This is a genomic window from Rhodococcus sp. MT28, assembly GCF_058792695.1.
In genome coordinates, this window is record NZ_JBXAFD010000026.1 from 8,540 (window position 1) to 24,720 (window position 16,181).

Sequence of the window (16,181 nt, forward strand, 5' to 3'; positions counted from 1 at the left end):
TCCTTTTCGTCTACCGACGTTCGGCGGCATGCGATTGTTGTTCGAGCTCGGTTCTACTGTGCGGTGAGCGAATCGAGATCGGGATTGCTTGGTCGATGTCGAGGCCGAGGGCGAACACCAGGACCGGTACGGCAAGGATGGATCCGCCGCCGCCGAGGAGTCCTAGAAGGACACCGATGACTGCCCCGGCAGCGAGTGCGATTGCGAGAGTCATCGGCATCCTTTTCGTCTACCGACGTTCGGCGGCATGCGATTGTTGTTCGAGCTCGGTTCTACTGTGCGGTGAGCGAATCGAGAGCTGCCTGCAGCCTGGTGGTCGCCTCGTCGGCGACGGACTGCAGTCGGGGTTCGCCGGTCACCTGAACCATGAGGGCGGGGTTCATCGCATCGACGATGACGGTGTTCTCCGCGGAGGGATCGGCGCGCACGACGACGTTGCAGGGCAACAGTAATCCGATCCCCCGCATCACTCCGACTGCTCGATGTGCCAACGTCGGGTTGCAGGCGCCGAGGATGAGGTAGTCCTCCAGGTCTTCGTCGAGCTTGGCTTTGAGGGTCGATTTCATGTCGATCTCGGTGAGTATCCCGAAACCTTGCTCCGACAATGCCTTACGGGTGCGTTCGACAGCGTCGTCGAACGTGGTGTTCAGGGTGGTCGTGAGTGCGAGTTGCATGATCTACGTCCTTTTTTCGGGGGATCCGGGGTCTGGGATCGGTCAGCGGGTGCCGAGCCGCGGGATGCCGAGGCGTTGGAGTATCAGGCTCATCGGGCACCATCCCACTGCGCTGTAGAGCAGGAGATTCGCAGCGACGAACGTGGTGAGAAGCAGCCACCAAATGGAGAAGGCGAGTGTCAAGGCCACGCTGAGCAGGACGACTACCCCGCCCAATAGTGGAACGATCCGTTCGATGGTCCAGCCGTGGTGCCGTGGGAGAGCTGTCATGACTGTCCGTACCGTCCTTTCTGTTCGTTGTTCCGCGATCGCCGCCGCGGTCTCAGGCGAGTGCGAGGAAGAGCTTTTCGAGTTCCGCCTCGGTCATCGGTTCCTTGCCATTCTCGCGGTTGCCGGTCATGCATTCGCGAAGGCCGGTGGCGACGATCTTGAAGCCGGCCCGGTCGAGTGCGCGTGAGACCGCGGCGAGCTGGGTGACGACGTCCTTGCAGTCTCGGCCCTGTTCGATCATCGAGATCACTCCGGCGAGTTGGCCGTGCGCGCGGCGGAGTCGGTTGAGTACCAATGCGATGCTGTCGTCGTCGCCGACCATGGGAGTTCCTTCCGAAGATGAATCAGTAACCTCAAATATACCCCTATGGGTATATCCGGGTGGGTGGTTCGTCAGATCTGTGCGTCACAGCTGCCGAACCACGCCATCCGGACCTGTCAGTGCGAGAAACTGATGTTGGGCAATACCTTTCGCAGCCACGCCGGGGACCACCATGCGGCATGCCCGGTCAACCGCAGGAGCACCGGCAGCAGGATCAGCCGAATCAGTACCGCATCGAGCAGTACAGCGACACCGAGAATGATGCCCATCTCCTTCGGCGGCAACGGATCAGCGAGCGCGAAGGTGAAGAACACGGCCACCATCACCGCGGCAGCGGCGAGGATCACCCGCCCCGAATGAGCCAGGCCGTCGACGTGCGCGACCTTGGGATCACCTGAGCGCTCGTAATGCTCCTTCGCCGTGGCCAACAAGAAGACGGTGTAGTCCATGGCGATCGCGAAGATCATCGCGAAGAAGAACACCGGCCCCCACCCGTCGAGGAACCCCTGCGGGGTGAAACCGAGCAACGACGCTCCGTGCCCGTCCTGGAAGATCAGCTTCGCGACCCCGAATGCGGCGGCGGTGGAGAGCAAGCTGACCACGGTACCGAGGATGGCGATCAACGGCGCCTGCAGCGCCACCAGGAGCAGCAGGAACCCGAGAACCAGGATGATGCCGACGATCGGCGGGAGGTAGTCGTTCAGCGCTTGCTGCAGGTCGAGGTTCTCCGCCGGTGCGCCGCCCACCAGAGCGCCCGAGGGAAGGTCCGCACGCAAGGTGTCGAGGATGGCTCCCATCTGTGCGTCGGACGGATCGACGGTAGGCATGGCCTGCAACATCACAAAGTCGCTGCCATCGAGTGCGGACTGCGGCGGCGTCACCATGGCGATACCTTCGGTCGCGGCAGCAGCCTTCGCGGTCTCGGCGCCCTCCGCGGCGGGGGCGATGATCTGCAACATGCCCGGCGCCCCCTCCCCCATCTGAGCTTGGACGAGTTCGTAGCCCTGGCGGACCGGGGCGTCGGAGGGGACAACCGCGATGGAGGGCATCGCCACCTTGAGCCCGAGCACCGGGATCGACAGCGCGATCAGCACCAGGAGAGAACCGATGGCGAACGGCCACGGGTGCTTGTGCAGCAGCTCGCCCCAGGCGGCGAACTTCGGTGAGCGGTGTTCCTGACGCTTGGCGTAGGGCAAGGATCCACCGTTGACCTTGGTGCCGAGCATCCCGAGAACGGCAGGCAACAGAGTCATCGAGGCCAGGAGGACGAAGAACACGGCGAGCATGATGCCGATAGCCATCGTCCGCACGGCCGGTGCCGGAACCAGCAGGACCGCAGAGAGGCTCACGAGCACCGTGATTCCGGACAGGACGACGGCCTTGCCCGCGGTATCCATGGTTTCCGCGACCGCCGCCCGCGGTGACGATGCATGACGTATCGCGTCGCGGAACCGGGAGACGATGAACAGGGCGTAGTCGATACCGAGGGCGAGGGCGAACATCATCGCGAAGTTCATCGCCCACACGGAAATCGGGGTGATCTGGTTGAGCAGGACCAGTCCGCCCGCGGAGGCGACGAGTCCGGCCAGGGTCAGCAGCAGTGGGAGTCCGGCGGCGACGAGGGACCCGAAGGCGAGCACCATGATCGCGAGGGTGACCGGCCAGGAAAACAGTTCGGCCTGAATCATCGCGTCGTGGTTGGCCTTGTTGAAATCACTCCACAGTGCCGATGCGCCGGTGGGATAGACCTCGATGCCGTTTCCGGACAGGGCGGTCAACTCCCCCTTGAGATCGTCAACGGCCTTGACCATCTCGTCGGTGCTTGCGTTCGCGCCCGCGATGAGAATTCCGGTGTGCCCGTCGGGGCTGATGGACATTCCCGGCTGCGGCGCGATGATCGCACCGAAGCGAGGGTCCCCGGCGAAGACATCGGTGACCTCGGTGAGGGTGCGCTGCATGTCGGGGCTGTCGATGGTCCGGTCATCGGAATGCACGACAACCTGGACGGCGGCGGAAGAGTTGCCGCCGAAGTGTGCCTGTGCGAGTTCGCGGACCTGGACGGATTCGGATCCGTTGGCCTGCCATCCGGCGCCGGCGAGGGAGCTGAACACCGACGGTGCGGCCGCGCCGAGTGCGATGAGCACGATCAGCCAGACACCGAGCACCCATTTTGCGTTGCCCGCCATCGATGCGCCCATGCGGCCGAGTACGCCGCCGGACGCGTGTGAGATCGGCGGAACGCCGTCCCTGACCTTGGTGTTACTGGACATTGGTTGACTCCTGAAAAAAGGGGGTGATGGGTGCGAGTATGGGCGGGTACCGGGTCATGGCACCGGGTCATCCGGTGCGGCGGGTCAGCGGCCGAAGAAGGACCGGAAGAACCCGGACCTCGGGTCAGGAGCAGGGGTGCAGGTACAGCGCCGCGCTGTCTGGACGCCGGCCATCACCTGGTCGGCGTGCTGGCCGCATCCTGCCCAAGTGGTCTTGGAGCAGGAAGAACATGTCGTGGTGTAACACATCTGGTATCTCCTTGTCAGACGTCGTGCCGCGTATGGGGCACGAGAGTTTTTCTGAATAGGCGCTATTCGGAAGATCGCTCGACCCAGGCCGTGTATCCGCCGACCAGGTCGCTGACGTTCTCGATGCCGTCGGCTCGCAACAGTGATGCGGCGACGGAGGAGCGCCAGCCGCCGGCGCAGTGCACGACGATGGGCATGTTTCGTGGCAGGTCCGCGAGTTGGGAACGCAACTGTGCGAGGGGAATTGACCGGGCGCCGTCGATGGCACCAAAGTCGCGTTCGCCGGGGTTGCGGATGTCGATCAACGTGACCGCGCCCGAGGCCATCGGCTCTTCGAGCTCGGACACCGTGGTGCGCAGCGCAGTGCGGACAAGGTCGGCGAGCGCGCCTGGGAAGGTGCCGTCGGCGTCGACGGTGAGGTACCCGATGGCGTTGTCGGATCCGATGCGCGCCAAGCGCATTGCCGCAACCTGTTCATCACCCGGATAGGTGATGAGTACGATGCGCTCCCCGATGTCGGCGACCATGCCGCCGGTTTCGGCAAACCTGCCGTCGAATCCGACATTGATCGAGCCGAGCAGATGCCCGGCCGCGAAGTCGTCGGGGGTGCGGGCGTCGAGAACGCGTGTTCCGCTGGCCATTTCGACCCGGAGTTCTCCCGGTGAGAGTTCGGAGATGCGCCGATCTTGTTCGAGGAGTGCGCGATTCGACTTGTTCAAAGCTACGGCGGCCGAAAAATACTCCGGCACCGCAGGTTGGCCGTCGGTGACCAGAGCGACGAATGCGTCTTCGCTCATCGGCTGCACCGACGGATTGGTGCGGCGTTGCTCGCCGATGGTGGAGGTCAGCTCGGAAGAGAGGTTCTTGCCGCAGGAGGATCCCGCGCCGTGAGCCGGCATCACGGTCACTGCATCGGGCAAGGTCAGCAGCCTCTCGTGGACGGTGCGATACATCGCCCGAGCCAGGTCGGTATTGGTGCCGTCGCCGAGATTGGCCAGGTCGGGGCGACCGACGTCGCCGATGAACAGCGAGTCCCCGGTCAGCACAGCAGTGGGCTCGGCGTCTCGATTCTCGCGAACGAGCAGGCTGATCGACTCCCACGTATGGCCGGGGGTGGAGAGGATTTCGATGTCCACCTCCCCCAGCGTCAGGTGCTCGCCGTGGCGCAGTCGACGAATCGGGAAATCGGTATCCGCGGCGTCGCCGAAACCGATCCACGAGCCGGTAGCCTCGACCAACTCAAGGTGACCGGAGACAAAGTCCGCATGAAAGTGCGTGTTGACAACACCCTCGATGATCAGACCGTATCGGGCTGCGTCCTCGAGGTATTCGGTGATGTCGCGGCGCGGGTCGACCACGATGGCGCGGCCGGTGCTCTCGTCGCCGATCAGGTACGACGCGTGTGAGAGGCATTCGATGTAGTACTGCTCGAGGATCATCGGACAACCTTCCCTGTTCTGTGGAGTGCGATGACTACAGGTTGCCATATACCCCCCAGGGTATGTCAAGTACCCCCGGGGGTATATGGTTGTGTGCCCTGGTTCGGCGAAGAAGTTGTTCACTCGTCTGTGCAGTGACAGCTTTGATCGGCGGCACTCGCCGGATGCCGTGTGAGCCGTCCACCCTCGTAGATGAGGGACGAGCGCACAAGGTTCGTTGGTTCTCGAGCAGACCGAGATACTTGGTGACCTGAAAGTCGGGGATTCCCGATAGACACTTGACTCGATAGTTGGGTACAGGGTTAACAATGGCGATATGCGGAGCAGTGAAGTTGCCACCCAGGCTGGGGTCAACGTCCAGACGTTGCGGTACTACGAGCGCAGAGGCCTGCTGGAGGAGCCCCCCAGGTCAGGGTCAGGGTATCGGGCGTATCCGGCCAATGCGGTAGCGGTGGTTCGCTTCATCAAGCGCGCACAGGAGCACGGGTTCACCCTCGACGAGATCGAGGAACTACTGCACCTCGCCGACGGCGGACCCGACGACTGTGCTGCTGCTCGTGAGCTGGCCGCAGCCAAGATGGCGCACCTCGCCGAAAAGATCGCCGACCTGCAGCGCATGCAGCAGTCGCTCGCCGAACTTGCCGCCACCTGCGATCTGCCTCGCGCCGACCGATGCTGCCCACTGATCCAGACCTTGCACGACACAGGAGAGACCCGATGAAACTAGAGATCCTGCAAGTCCCCGAGTGCCCCAACGTTTTGTTACTCGAGCGCCGGATCACGGAGGCGGTGGCCGGCGAACACATCGACGTCGAGATCACCCACCGTGTTCTCAATGACCAGGCCGCAGCCACCGAAGCAGGCATGACGGGATCACCGACCCTGCTCATCGACGGCCAAGACCCGTTCGCAGAGCCCGGCTCGGTGCCGAGCGTGTCGTGCCGTCTCTACCGGTCGGACGTCGGCGGCATCGATGGTGCACCGTCCGTCGCTGCTCTTCGCGCTGCACTGAACCTGGCCCCGGCCGATCAGTCGACTGAGATGCCGGCCGCTCCGGTCGACTGCTGTGCACCCGCGGCTGGAGACGGATCCCCGGTCGCAGCACTCGGCGCGTGGCGGGGCGCGGCGCAGCCCGCCGACCCCGCCGAAAAGGCCATTCATCACGCCATCTTGCGGGCGTTCGCAACCCGCGGAGACCCTCCACCGATAACCGAGATCGATGCGGTCGCTGCCGAGTTCGACTCGTCCGCGCAGCAGATCCTGGACCGGCTGCACGCCTCGGACGTGATCCGCCTCGACAGGTCGGGGCGGATCGACTCGGTGTACCCATTTTCCGCAACACCGACCGCGCACAGTGTTCAGATCGCGGGTGGTGCACGGGTTTACGCGATGTGCGCTATCGACGCGCTCGGCATGTCAGCGATGCTCGGCGGCAGTGAGGTAGTGATCGACTCCGCCGACGCGTCGACCGGCGAACACATCACCGTTTCAGTCCGCGGCGAAGAGACCACTGCGGATCCTGCGACCACAGTGGTGTTCATCGGGGCACAGTCAGCGCAGGGTCCGTCGGCGGATACCTGCTGCAATTACCTCAACTTCTTCACTGATCGCCCGGCCGCGGAGGCATGGTCGGCGGCCAACCCGCAGGTCGGTGGGATCGTGGTCGATCTCGCCGAGGCAACCCGGTGTGGAGCCGCGATCTTCGGCCCCCTTCTCAACACGTGACAGAACGGTTCATCCGGCTCTCGGTACGGGGAAGAATGCACCGAACGACCACTCAATCGCAGTGGTCGTTCGGTGGCGGGTAGCACTTACAGTGCTGCGGCAACCTTTCACGCAATTCGAAATGTGTAGTAATCCAGACAGAGCTGTCGCTCGGAATTCGGTACTGCTGAACTAGTCGCGAAGCATTTCGGCCAGATCATCTGGCACTGGCATGGGCTTCATCAGCCCTGCCTCGACGCGACCGGTGTTACCTTCGGGGTAGCGCCCAGACAGAGATCCGGGTGCGGCGACGATGATCCGCACGATCTGTCCGAGCGCCTCTCGACGGTCGTGTTGGCCTAGTGCGAAGGCAAGCATGGCGATGTGGTTGCGGGTGTGCGGCCACGGGTAGGGCTGGGAAATGATGTGGACGCGTTCGAGGTGCGCCCATCGTTGAGCGTCGTCGCCGGTGGTATCGGCGGCAGCCATCTCCGAGACATAGGCGGCTCGGATGTGGTCGGGCATCGATGTCATGACGAACTCTCATTCGGGGGTTCTTGCGTTGACTCCCGCAATAGTGCAGCCAGGAGCAGCACGACACCGCAGGTGATGTAAGTGTCGGCGAGGTTGAACGTCGGCCACCACCCAGTATGGAAGTAGTCCGTCACCTTCCCGTCGACGGCGCGGTCGATCACATTCGCGGCCGCGCCAGCAAACATCAGGGACAGCCCGATCATCGCTGCTAGTGAGCTGGAAGGCGCGGTGCGCCAGGCGTACACACCGATACCCGCAGTGATGACAGCCGTGACGGTGAGGACAATCCACATCGGCTGTTGGTCACCCATGCTGAACGCGACCCCGCTGTTATAGGCCAGCTTGAGTTGCAGCAGCCCGAAGTCAACGGTGCGGCCATCCGAAAGTTCCCGACGCGCAACTGGTTCGACAAACAATGCGACGGCAGCGAGGGCGACGACGGCGGACACGAAGACGCTCCTCAGACGCGGTGTCCGAGTCGAGTATTCGGTCGCGGTGTCGCTCATGCGCGGGCCCCGACCGGCGCCGACAGCTCAGAGGCGGGTGTAGTCAGGGCGGGGGCGCGGCCGGCGCGGACCCCGTTGGCGATGACCACGATCTCGGCGAGCTCGTGGACCAGGACCACCGCGGCCAGGCCGAGAACACCGAACAGTGCCAGCGGCATCAGGACGGTGATGATCGCGAGCGAGAGCCCGACGTTCTGCAGCATGATCCGTCGGGACCGGCGTGCGTGCGCCAATGCCTGCGGCAGGTGCCGCAGATCCTCACCCATCAGAGCAACGTCGGCGGTTTCGATGGCGACGTCTGTGCCCATCGCGCCCATCGCGATGCCCAGATCCGCGGTGGCCAGGGCGGGGGCGTCGTTGACGCCGTCGCCGACCATCGCGGTCGAACGGTGCCGGCCGAGTTGCTCGATGATGCGGGCCTTGTCCTCCGGGCGCAGGTCAGCGTGGACCTCGTCGATCCCGACATCGGCCGCGAGAGCGCGGGCGGTGCGTTCGTTGTCGCCGGTTAGCATCGCGACTTGGTAACCGTCGCGCCGCAGCCCGGCCACCACCTCGACCGCCTCGGGCCGCAGTTCGTCACGGACCGCGACCGCCCCGATCAACGCACCGTCGCGTTCGATCAGGACCGCGGTGGCCCCGGCGTGCTGCATTCGCTCCACCTCGGCCGCGAGGGATCCGGGCTCGATCCAGCCCGGTCGCCCCAACCGCACCGAACGTCCGTCGAGGTACCCGGTCAGTCCCGCACCCGTGACGGCCTCGACGTTCTCGGCAGCGGTGATGTCGTCGACGGCGGCGAGGATCGCCTTTGCCAGGGGATGTTCGCTGCGCGCTTCCAGCGCCGCGGCGACTTCGAGGACCTCATCGCGGGTGACGCCGGCAGCGGTGGCGACCTCGATGACGGTGGGACGGTTACGGGTCAGGGTTCCGGTCTTGTCCAACGCGATGCCACGGATACGGCCGAGGGCCTCGAGCGCGGCGCCGCCTTTGACCAGGACACCGATCTTGCTGGCGGCACCCACGGCGGCGAACACCGTCACCGGCACCGCGATCGCCAAAGCGCACGGCGACGCTGCGACAAGTACGACGAGAGCGCGTTCGATCCACACCCGCGGCTCCCCGAGCAGGCTGCCGACCGCCGCGATGAGCGCGGCGACCACCAGGATCGCCGGAACCAAGGGTTTGGCGATGGTGTCGGCGAGTCGTTGGGCCTCGCCCTTGCGGGACTGTTCAGCCTCGACGATCCGCACGATCTTCGCCAGCGAATTGTCTTGCGCCCCAGCGGTGACCTTGACTTCGAGGACGCCGGTGCCGTTGATCGATCCGGCGAACACGTCGTCACCCGGTCCGGCTTCGACCGGGACTGATTCGCCGGTGATCGCGGAGACGTCGAGAGCTGTGCGGCCGGTCGCGATGGTTCCGTCGGTGGCGATGCGCTCGCCCGGCTTGACGATCATGATCTCGCCCAGCTGCAGCTCGCCGGGTTCGACTATCTGCTCCCTGCCACCGCGCACGACAGTGGCGGTCGCCGGAACCAGGGACAGCAGCGCCCGCAGACCGCGGCGGGTGCGGGTTACCGAGAATTCCTCGAGGCCCTCGCTGATCGCGAACAAGAACGCCAGCATGGCAGCTTCTTCGACCTTGCCGAGCAGTACGGCGCCGACCGCGGCGATCGTCATCAGAGTGCCGACCCCGATCTTGCCCCTCGCCAGGCGTGTGAGGGTGGCGGGGACGAAGGTGTAGCCGGCGACGAGCAGCGCGAGTGAGAACAGCGTCAGTGACGCCGGGTGGGGGCCGTCGGCCCATTCCACGATCAGACCGGCCACCAACAGCACCCCGGCGACCGCGGCGGCGCGGATCTCTGTGACCTGCCACAGTTTGTCCGGTTCGCGTTCCTCCTCGCCCTCGGTGCGAGGTTCGTCGGGGCCGCAGCCACACGCGTCACTCATGCGGTCACCCCCGAGCCGGCGTCGGCGCCGTAGTTCGGGCACAACGCGACTGCGGAACCCGTTGCGGCGAGCAGGGTCTCGGCAGAGGCCAGCAGGTCAAGCAGCTCGGGGTGGGAGAGGGAGTAGAACACCTGTCGACCCGCGGGGCGGCCGGTAACCAGTCCGCAGTCCCGCAAGCACGCTACGTGCGCGGAGACCGTGGATTGCGCCAGACCGAGTTCGCCGACCAGGTCCGCCACCCGCGCTTCTCCGCCGGCGAGGCGACGTACGATCGCCAACCTGGTCCCGTCGGAGAGGCTGTGGAACAACGCCACTGCGTTGTCGAGATCCGATCCGTTCTCGGTGGCCAGGCATACATCTTTATTGATCGTCATATTGCGATGATAGCCGAAAGCGACGATAATAATAGGGGCAGCCTGAACATTCCCGTTCAGGAATCTGCACTCAACGAGCGGAGGAGGTAATGATGAACGTGCTGACGAATCTGCAGGCGTGGTGGAACTGTCAAGTGATGATGGCCACCGGCACGTGTGGGACGTGCATGACGAACATGCCCGGCTGCTGCTGAACTCCAAGGGGATCCGGCCGTTTACGGTCATCTCGGGGTAAACCGCAAACGGCCGATATCTTCAGTCGCTGCGGCGGGAGCACTACCGACCTGGATTTCTCATCCGAAGTTCTCGACGAACCGACTGACCACCTGAAAGCATGCCCATCTACGACTGCCCTGGTGCCAACATCCCACACCGGACCAGTCGGGATAACCCAAATTTCCCAGACCAGCTTGAACAGACGACAGGCGTGCACTGTCGAATCCTTGCCCTGAGACCTCAAGCTCCATCGCTTGCTCCATGTGGCCGCTGCCGTCTCGCCGGCTAATGAGTTCAGGTCGCCACATCTGACCGACATACAACAACCGCTGCAAGTCAGGACCAATTGGAGCTTCGGTCTTGTCAGTGTGGCGACCTGATGCTCGTCGCAGTGTGGACTCTAGGCCAGGCATCCGACATTGTTGCTCACCAGTGAGAAGCCGATTCCGCGCATCGATTAAGACTTGCTCAACGCCGCCAAAGCGGATGTGCCGATGGGTTCTTCGGCGAACATCGGAACGACGGCGGTTCGTTGGCTGTATTGGTGTGTGATGGTGTCGATTTCGAGGACTTCTCCGGCTGCGCGTTGCTGCAGGAGCGGCGAGGTCGGTTCGGCAGCGGCGAGAGAGTTGTTGACCACCCACGCCCAAGGGTGAATTCCTGCGCGTTGTAGGTCGGCTTGCAGGCCGGCGGCTTCGAGGGCGGGGGTGGTTTCGGCGAGGGTCACGAGTAGGACTTTCGTGGCGTTCGGGTCCTGTAGTCGCATGAGCGGGGTGGTGAAGTTCGTGTTCTCACCCATGTGGCGGGCGATTTCCCGGTGGTAAGAGCCGGTGGCGTCGAGCAACAACAAGGTGTGCCCGGTCGGGGCCGTGTCCACGACGACGAACTTGCGACTCGATTCGTGAATCACCCGCGAAAACGCCTGAAAGACGGCCACTTCCTCCGTGCACGGCGATCGGAGGTCTTCGGCGAGGTTGGCGCGGCCGCGTTCGTCGAGGTTCTTGCCTTTGGTGGTCAAGACGCGGGTGCGGTACTGCTCGGTGGCGTCGGCGGGGTCGATTCGGGAGACCTGGAGGTTGTCGAGTTCCCCGTTCAAGGTTTCTGTCAGGTGTGCAGCCGGGTCGGTGGTGGTCAGGTGCACCTGGTGGCCGCGTTCAGCGAGGGCGACAGCGATGGCGGCGGCGATGGTGGTCTTGCCGACTCCGCCTTTGCCCATGCACATGATCAGGCCGTGATCGTCGGTGTCGAGTTCGTCGATCAGGGATGAGAGTGGAGAATTGGGCAGCTGCAGGGACGGGCCCGCTGAGGCGGCAGATACCGGGCTGAGGTCGGCAGCGAAGAGGCTCTCGAGTGCGTCGATACCGACGATATTGGTCGCTTTGAGCGGGACCTGATCGGCGGGCAATTGCGCCAATTCGTCGGGCAGCGCGGCTATCGCGGCTTGTTCACGCCGGTAGATCGCGGTCGCGAGCGGATCGGTGTCGTCCGCCGGCGCCGAAAGGACACCATTGATCACGACATGCTGATGGGTCAGTCCGATGTCGGCGAGTTCACGGTGCGTGCGGGTGATTTCGGCGAGCGTCGAACGCTGGGCGCGCGAGACCAGGACGAGGCGGGTCCGCTGCGGATCTGCGAGCGCGGCAACGGCGTCGGCGTAGACGGCGCGCTGCTTCTCGAGCCCGGACAACGGCCCCAGGCACGATGCGTCGCCCTTACCGTCGTCGAGGAACTCGGTCCACGATCCGGGAAGCTGCAGCAACCGGATGGTGTGCCCCGTCGGAGCGGTATCGAACAGGATGTGGTCGAAGTCCGCGGTGATGTCGCCTTGGCCGGAGAGCAGTCCGGTGAACTCGTTGAACGACGCTATTTCGGTGGTGCAGGACCCGGAGAGCTGTTCGGCGATCGCCGCGATCTCCTTCTCGGGGAGCAGTCCGCGGACGGGGCCGATGATCCGCTCGCGATAGGCGGCGGCGGCTTGTTCGGGATCGATCTCGAGCGCCGACAGCCCCTCCGCTGCGGGGATGTCGGTGATGGTGTTGCCGATGCTCATACCGAAGACCTGCCCGACGTTGGAGGCGGGATCGGTGCTCACGAGCAGCACTTTCTTCCCGGCGCGGGCAAGGGTGATCGCGCTCGCGCAGGCGATGGAGGTCTTTCCGACACCGCCTTTGCCGGTGAAGAACAGGAATCGGGGCGCATCGTTCAGGAACTTCATTGCGGTGTGGGTGCTTTCAGCAGCAGGTGGTGGAGTCGGCGTCGTCGGTGGAGCAGCATGCTGAGCCGTCGGCGAGTCCGAGCATGGTGATCCCGGCCGGTGCGTCCGCGGCTCCCGGTTCGGTGATGCCGGCCCATTTCGCGAGCTGGTTGCGGGTGGGATAAGTACCGGTCAGGACGGTGACTCCGTCGACGATCGCCAGCGGGAGCCCTTCGGAACCTGAGATTTTGAGGAAGGCTGCGACGGTGTCGTTGCCGGCGAAGGCAAGGGGGTCGTTGGCGAGGTTGTGGCGGGTGATGGTGCCGCCGTTGCTCGCGACCCAGTCGAGGTCGGCGGTGAAGGTGATCAGCGCTTGGTCGACGTCGTCGCCGCAGACGCCGGTGTTGCAGCACAGGGCCGGTTCGAATACTTCGATGGTGCTCATGGTGATGTCCTCTTTCCTATTTCGCGGGTCTTTCGATTGCGCGGCTAGCGGTTCCGATATCAGCGGACCGCTAGACGGGCAGCAAGGGCGGCGACGCGGGCGGCGATGTCGTCGCGGACCAGGCGCATTCGTTCGATTCCGTCGATGCCGCGTTCGGACGGCTCGTCGGTGTCCCAGTTCTCGAAGTCGGTGCCGGCGACGGGATCGACCTTCGCTTCGTTGCCCAGGGTGACGACGAGGTCGACATCGCGCACCAGTTGCGGATCGATCAACGTCGGAGCCTGTCCGGAGATGTCCACCCCGACTTCGAGGAGGGTTTCGGAGGACAGGGCGTTGACCGCGTCGCCTGGTTTCGTGCCGGCCGAGTACACGTCCACCTGGTCGCCGGCGGCTTTGCGCATGAGGCCGGCGGCCATCTGGGATTTGCCGCCGTTCTTGACGCACACGAACAGCACTGAAGGCTTGCTCATCGAAGTTCCTTTCGCTGGGTGTGGGAGTCAGACGGCGTCGACGGTGTGGCCGGCTGCGTCGAGCGTGTTGGCGGTGATGTCGCCGCGGTCGGCCAGCCAGCGTTCGGCGTCGATAGCCGCGGAGCATCCGGTGCCGGCAGCGGTGATCGCCTGACGGTACGTGTGATCGACCAGGTCACCGGCAGCGAAGACGCCGTCGACGGAGGTCGCGGTGGAACCGGGAGCGACGCGCACGTATCCGGCGTCGTCGAGATCGACCTGGCCCTTGACGAGCTCACTGCGCGGGTCGTGGCCGATGGCGACGAACATGCCGGTGATCTCGAGTGTGGAGGTCTCGCCGGTGACGGTGTCGCGCACCACGAGGCCGGTGACGCTGTTCTCACCGAGCACCTCGACGGGCTCTGCGTTGGTCAGGAAGCGGATCTTCTCGTTCGCCTTGGCGCGCTCGAGCATGATCCGTGAGGCGCGGAACTCCTCGCGGCGGTGCACCAGGGTGACCGAGCGAGCGAAGCGGGTGAGGAAGGTTGCTTCTTCCATCGCGGAGTCGCCGCCGCCGACCACGACGATGTCCTGGTCACGGAAGAAGAAGCCGTCGCAGGTGGCGCAGGCGCTGACGCCGCGGCCGAGGAGACGCTCTTCACCTTCGATCCCCAGGTAACGCGCTGCTGCGCCCATCGCGAGGATGATCGCGTGCGCGGCGTAGGTTTCGCCGTTCGCGACGACCGTCTTGATCGGGCCGCTCAGATCGATCTCTTCGACGTCCTCGGTGCGGATGTCGGTGTCGAAGCGCAGTGCCTGCTCGCGCATCTGTTCCATCAGATCGGGGCCCATGATTCCCTCACGGAATCCGGGGAAGTTCTCGACCTCGGTGGTGGTCATGAGGGCGCCACCGAACTGGGTTCCCTCGAAGAGCAGGGGCGCGAGCTCAGCGCGCGCGGTGTAGACACCAGCGGTGTAGCCGGCCGGTCCGGAACCGACAATGATGACGTCATGGACCGCGGACGGGATGGTCATAGTGTCTCTTTCACGGGATCGAATACGGGAAGCGTGGGCGGTCAGCGCGATACCGACGGGGCGGTGAGTTCGCTGATCAGGGCTTGTACGCGAGTCTTGATCTCGTCGCGGATCGGGCGAACCGCATCGATGCCCTGGCCGGCGGGATCGTCGAGGACCCAGTCGCGGTAGCTCTTGCCGGGGAAAATCGGGCAGGTGTCGCCGCAGCCCATCGTGATCACGACATCCGAATCCTGCACGGCATCGGCGGTGAGGATCTTCGGGGTCTGGGCGGAGATGTCGATTCCGAGCTCTGCCATCGCTTCGACTGCGGCGGAGTTGATGGTGTCCGCGGGGGCGGATCCGGCGGAGCGGACCTCGATGGCGTCGCCGGCGAGGTGGCTCAGGAAACCGGCGGCCATCTGCGATCGGCCGGCGTTGTGGACACAGACGAACAGGACGCTGGGCTTGTCGGACATGAGGATGAAGGTTCCCTTCGAAGACGGAAGTAAGAGGTCGGTCAGACGGCGACGGGTGTGGTCAGTTCGGTGAGCAGTGCGATCACCCGCGCATCGAGGTCGTCGCGGATTGCCCGCACCACCGCGAGGGGTTGGCCGTCCGGGTCGTCGAGAGACCAGTCGAGGTACCGCTTCCCTGGGTAGACGACGCACGCGTCGCCGCAGCCCATCGAGACGACGCAGTCCGCCGCGGCGACCACGTCGTCGGTGAGCGGTTTTGGGAACTCGTCGGCCAGATCGATCCCGATCTCGGCCATCGCCGCGGTGACGGCTGGGTTGATCTCGTGGACCGGCGCGGATCCAGCCGAGCGCACATGAACGCGGCCGCGGGCGTGGTGATCGAGCAGTGCCGCCGCCATCTGCGACCGGCCGGCGTTGTGGACGCACACGAACAGAACTTCGGGCACGTCCTTGGTGAGTGCTCCGCTGGACTGGGCCAAAGCGGTGAGGCGGTCGGCGGCGAACCGCGCCGCGAGCGAGGTGAGATGGGTGTGGATCTTCGCGGTGCGGCGCAGCGCCGTGTAGGACTCGAAGACATAGCGTTCGACGGTTTGCGGGGAAAAGACCCCGACGTACTTCGCTGCCAGGTCTTGCGCGGTGCGCGAGAGAACGGCCTGCGGTGAGAGGAGATCGGGCTGGGCGCGGTGCTCGTTCATCATGACTCCCGAAGAGTTGTAGGTGACTTACGTAGCGGTGGGTGTGGGTGAAATCTCTTTGACGGCAAAGCGTTTGCGTAGAGCGAGGGAGACGTAAACCAAGCCCACCAGCACCGGCACCTCGATCAATGGGCCGACCACTCCCGCCAACGCTTGACCGGAGGTGGCGCCGTAGGTGGCGATGGCTACGGCGATCGCGAGTTCGAAGTTGTTGCCCGCGGCGGTGAACGCCAGGGTCGTCGTGCGTTCATAGCCCAATCCGATTGCGGCGCCGAGGATGTAGCCTCCGCCCCACATGAGCGCGAAGTACGCCAGCAGCGGCAACGCGATCCGGACGACATCCCAAGGCTGGGAGGTGATCTGTTCGCCCTGCATCGAGAAGAGCACGACGATGGTGAACA

Annotated in this window: 20 protein-coding genes; 2 read left to right on the forward strand and 18 right to left on the reverse strand. The window is 64.6% G+C overall.

Annotated elements, in window-relative coordinates:
• Positions 1-10: 10 nt before the first annotated feature.
• From AC1Q6C_RS32075 to AC1Q6C_RS32105, 7 genes are all read right to left on the reverse strand, one after another.
• Positions 11-214, reverse strand: coding sequence for a hypothetical protein (locus AC1Q6C_RS32075; RefSeq protein WP_492667046.1), 204 nt, complete (start codon positions 212-214; stop codon positions 11-13).
• Positions 215-272: 58 nt separating this feature from the next.
• Positions 273-674: a DUF302 domain-containing protein gene (locus tag AC1Q6C_RS32080; RefSeq protein ID WP_222672139.1), complete on the reverse strand. Its 402-nt coding sequence runs from the start codon at positions 672-674 to the stop codon at positions 273-275.
• A gap of 42 nt (positions 675-716) precedes the next feature.
• A complete protein-coding gene (locus AC1Q6C_RS32085) occupies positions 717-944 on the reverse strand; it encodes a YgaP family membrane protein (protein WP_058037328.1) in 228 nt (75 codons plus the stop codon).
• A 52-nt stretch (positions 945-996) separates the two neighbouring features.
• A complete protein-coding gene (locus AC1Q6C_RS32090) occupies positions 997-1,266 on the reverse strand; it encodes a metal-sensitive transcriptional regulator (protein ID WP_054802216.1) in 270 nt (89 codons plus the stop codon).
• Positions 1,267-1,382: 116 nt separating this feature from the next.
• On the reverse strand, positions 1,383-3,536 hold the full coding sequence (locus tag AC1Q6C_RS32095; protein WP_064113405.1) for an MMPL family transporter: 2,154 nt from the start codon (positions 3,534-3,536) through the stop codon (positions 1,383-1,385).
• Positions 3,537-3,620: 84 nt separating this feature from the next.
• A complete protein-coding gene (locus AC1Q6C_RS32100) occupies positions 3,621-3,785 on the reverse strand; it encodes a DUF8730 family Cys-rich protein (RefSeq protein WP_492667047.1) in 165 nt (54 codons plus the stop codon).
• A 62-nt stretch (positions 3,786-3,847) separates the two neighbouring features.
• Positions 3,848-5,224 carry an MBL fold metallo-hydrolase gene (locus tag AC1Q6C_RS32105; protein ID WP_064113404.1) on the reverse strand — a complete coding sequence of 459 codons (1,377 nt, stop codon included), beginning with the start codon at positions 5,222-5,224 and terminating at the stop codon, positions 3,848-3,850.
• A gap of 316 nt (positions 5,225-5,540) precedes the next feature.
• Between AC1Q6C_RS32105 and AC1Q6C_RS32110 the strand changes: the two genes are divergently transcribed.
• Positions 5,541-5,945 (forward strand): MerR family transcriptional regulator, encoded by a 405-nt coding sequence (locus AC1Q6C_RS32110; protein ID WP_064113403.1) that lies wholly within the window; start codon positions 5,541-5,543, stop codon positions 5,943-5,945.
• Positions 5,942-6,949, forward strand: coding sequence for an organomercurial lyase (gene merB, locus AC1Q6C_RS32115; RefSeq protein WP_064113402.1), 1,008 nt, complete (start codon positions 5,942-5,944; stop codon positions 6,947-6,949). Before AC1Q6C_RS32110 ends, merB begins: the two co-directional genes overlap by 4 nt.
• A gap of 171 nt (positions 6,950-7,120) precedes the next feature.
• On the opposite strand, the gene AC1Q6C_RS32120 is transcribed toward merB, so the two are convergent.
• The 11 genes from AC1Q6C_RS32120 to AC1Q6C_RS32170 all read right to left on the reverse strand — a co-directional run.
• Positions 7,121-7,462, reverse strand: a complete 342-nt coding sequence (locus tag AC1Q6C_RS32120) for a DUF3703 domain-containing protein (protein WP_064113401.1) — start codon at positions 7,460-7,462, stop codon at positions 7,121-7,123.
• The gene (gene lspA, locus AC1Q6C_RS32125; RefSeq protein WP_064113400.1) at positions 7,459-7,968 is read right to left on the reverse strand and encodes a signal peptidase II; all 510 of its coding nucleotides are present in this window, start codon (positions 7,966-7,968) and stop codon (positions 7,459-7,461) included. The genes AC1Q6C_RS32120 and lspA overlap by 4 nt, the downstream gene beginning before the upstream one ends.
• Positions 7,965-9,914: a heavy metal translocating P-type ATPase gene (locus AC1Q6C_RS32130; protein WP_209923320.1), complete on the reverse strand. Its 1,950-nt coding sequence runs from the start codon at positions 9,912-9,914 to the stop codon at positions 7,965-7,967. Before AC1Q6C_RS32130 ends, lspA begins: the two co-directional genes overlap by 4 nt.
• Positions 9,911-10,288 (reverse strand): ArsR/SmtB family transcription factor, encoded by a 378-nt coding sequence (locus tag AC1Q6C_RS32135; protein WP_064113398.1) that lies wholly within the window; start codon positions 10,286-10,288, stop codon positions 9,911-9,913. The genes AC1Q6C_RS32130 and AC1Q6C_RS32135 overlap by 4 nt, the downstream gene beginning before the upstream one ends.
• 673 nt (positions 10,289-10,961) lie before the next feature.
• Positions 10,962-12,719: an arsenical pump-driving ATPase gene (gene arsA / locus AC1Q6C_RS32140; protein ID WP_064113397.1), complete on the reverse strand. Its 1,758-nt coding sequence runs from the start codon at positions 12,717-12,719 to the stop codon at positions 10,962-10,964.
• Positions 12,720-12,735: 16 nt separating this feature from the next.
• Entirely contained in the window at positions 12,736-13,143 is a 408-nt protein-coding gene (gene arsD, locus AC1Q6C_RS32145; protein WP_064113396.1) for an arsenite efflux transporter metallochaperone ArsD, read from the reverse strand.
• 59 nt (positions 13,144-13,202) lie between these two features.
• On the reverse strand, positions 13,203-13,613 hold the full coding sequence (locus AC1Q6C_RS32150; RefSeq protein ID WP_064113395.1) for an arsenate-mycothiol transferase ArsC: 411 nt from the start codon (positions 13,611-13,613) through the stop codon (positions 13,203-13,205).
• A gap of 27 nt (positions 13,614-13,640) precedes the next feature.
• On the reverse strand, positions 13,641-14,627 hold the full coding sequence (gene trxB, locus AC1Q6C_RS32155) for a thioredoxin-disulfide reductase (RefSeq protein WP_492667048.1): 987 nt from the start codon (positions 14,625-14,627) through the stop codon (positions 13,641-13,643).
• Between the two features lie 41 nt (positions 14,628-14,668).
• Complete coding sequence (locus AC1Q6C_RS32160; protein ID WP_492667049.1) at positions 14,669-15,085, reverse strand: arsenate reductase ArsC; 417 nt, start codon at positions 15,083-15,085, stop codon at positions 14,669-14,671.
• 41 nt (positions 15,086-15,126) lie between these two features.
• Positions 15,127-15,783, reverse strand: a complete 657-nt coding sequence (locus AC1Q6C_RS32165) for an arsenate reductase ArsC (protein ID WP_492667050.1) — start codon at positions 15,781-15,783, stop codon at positions 15,127-15,129.
• 24 nt (positions 15,784-15,807) lie between these two features.
• On the reverse strand, positions 15,808-16,181 hold a 374-nt coding region (locus AC1Q6C_RS32170), incomplete at its 5' end, for an arsenic resistance protein (RefSeq protein ID WP_492667051.1).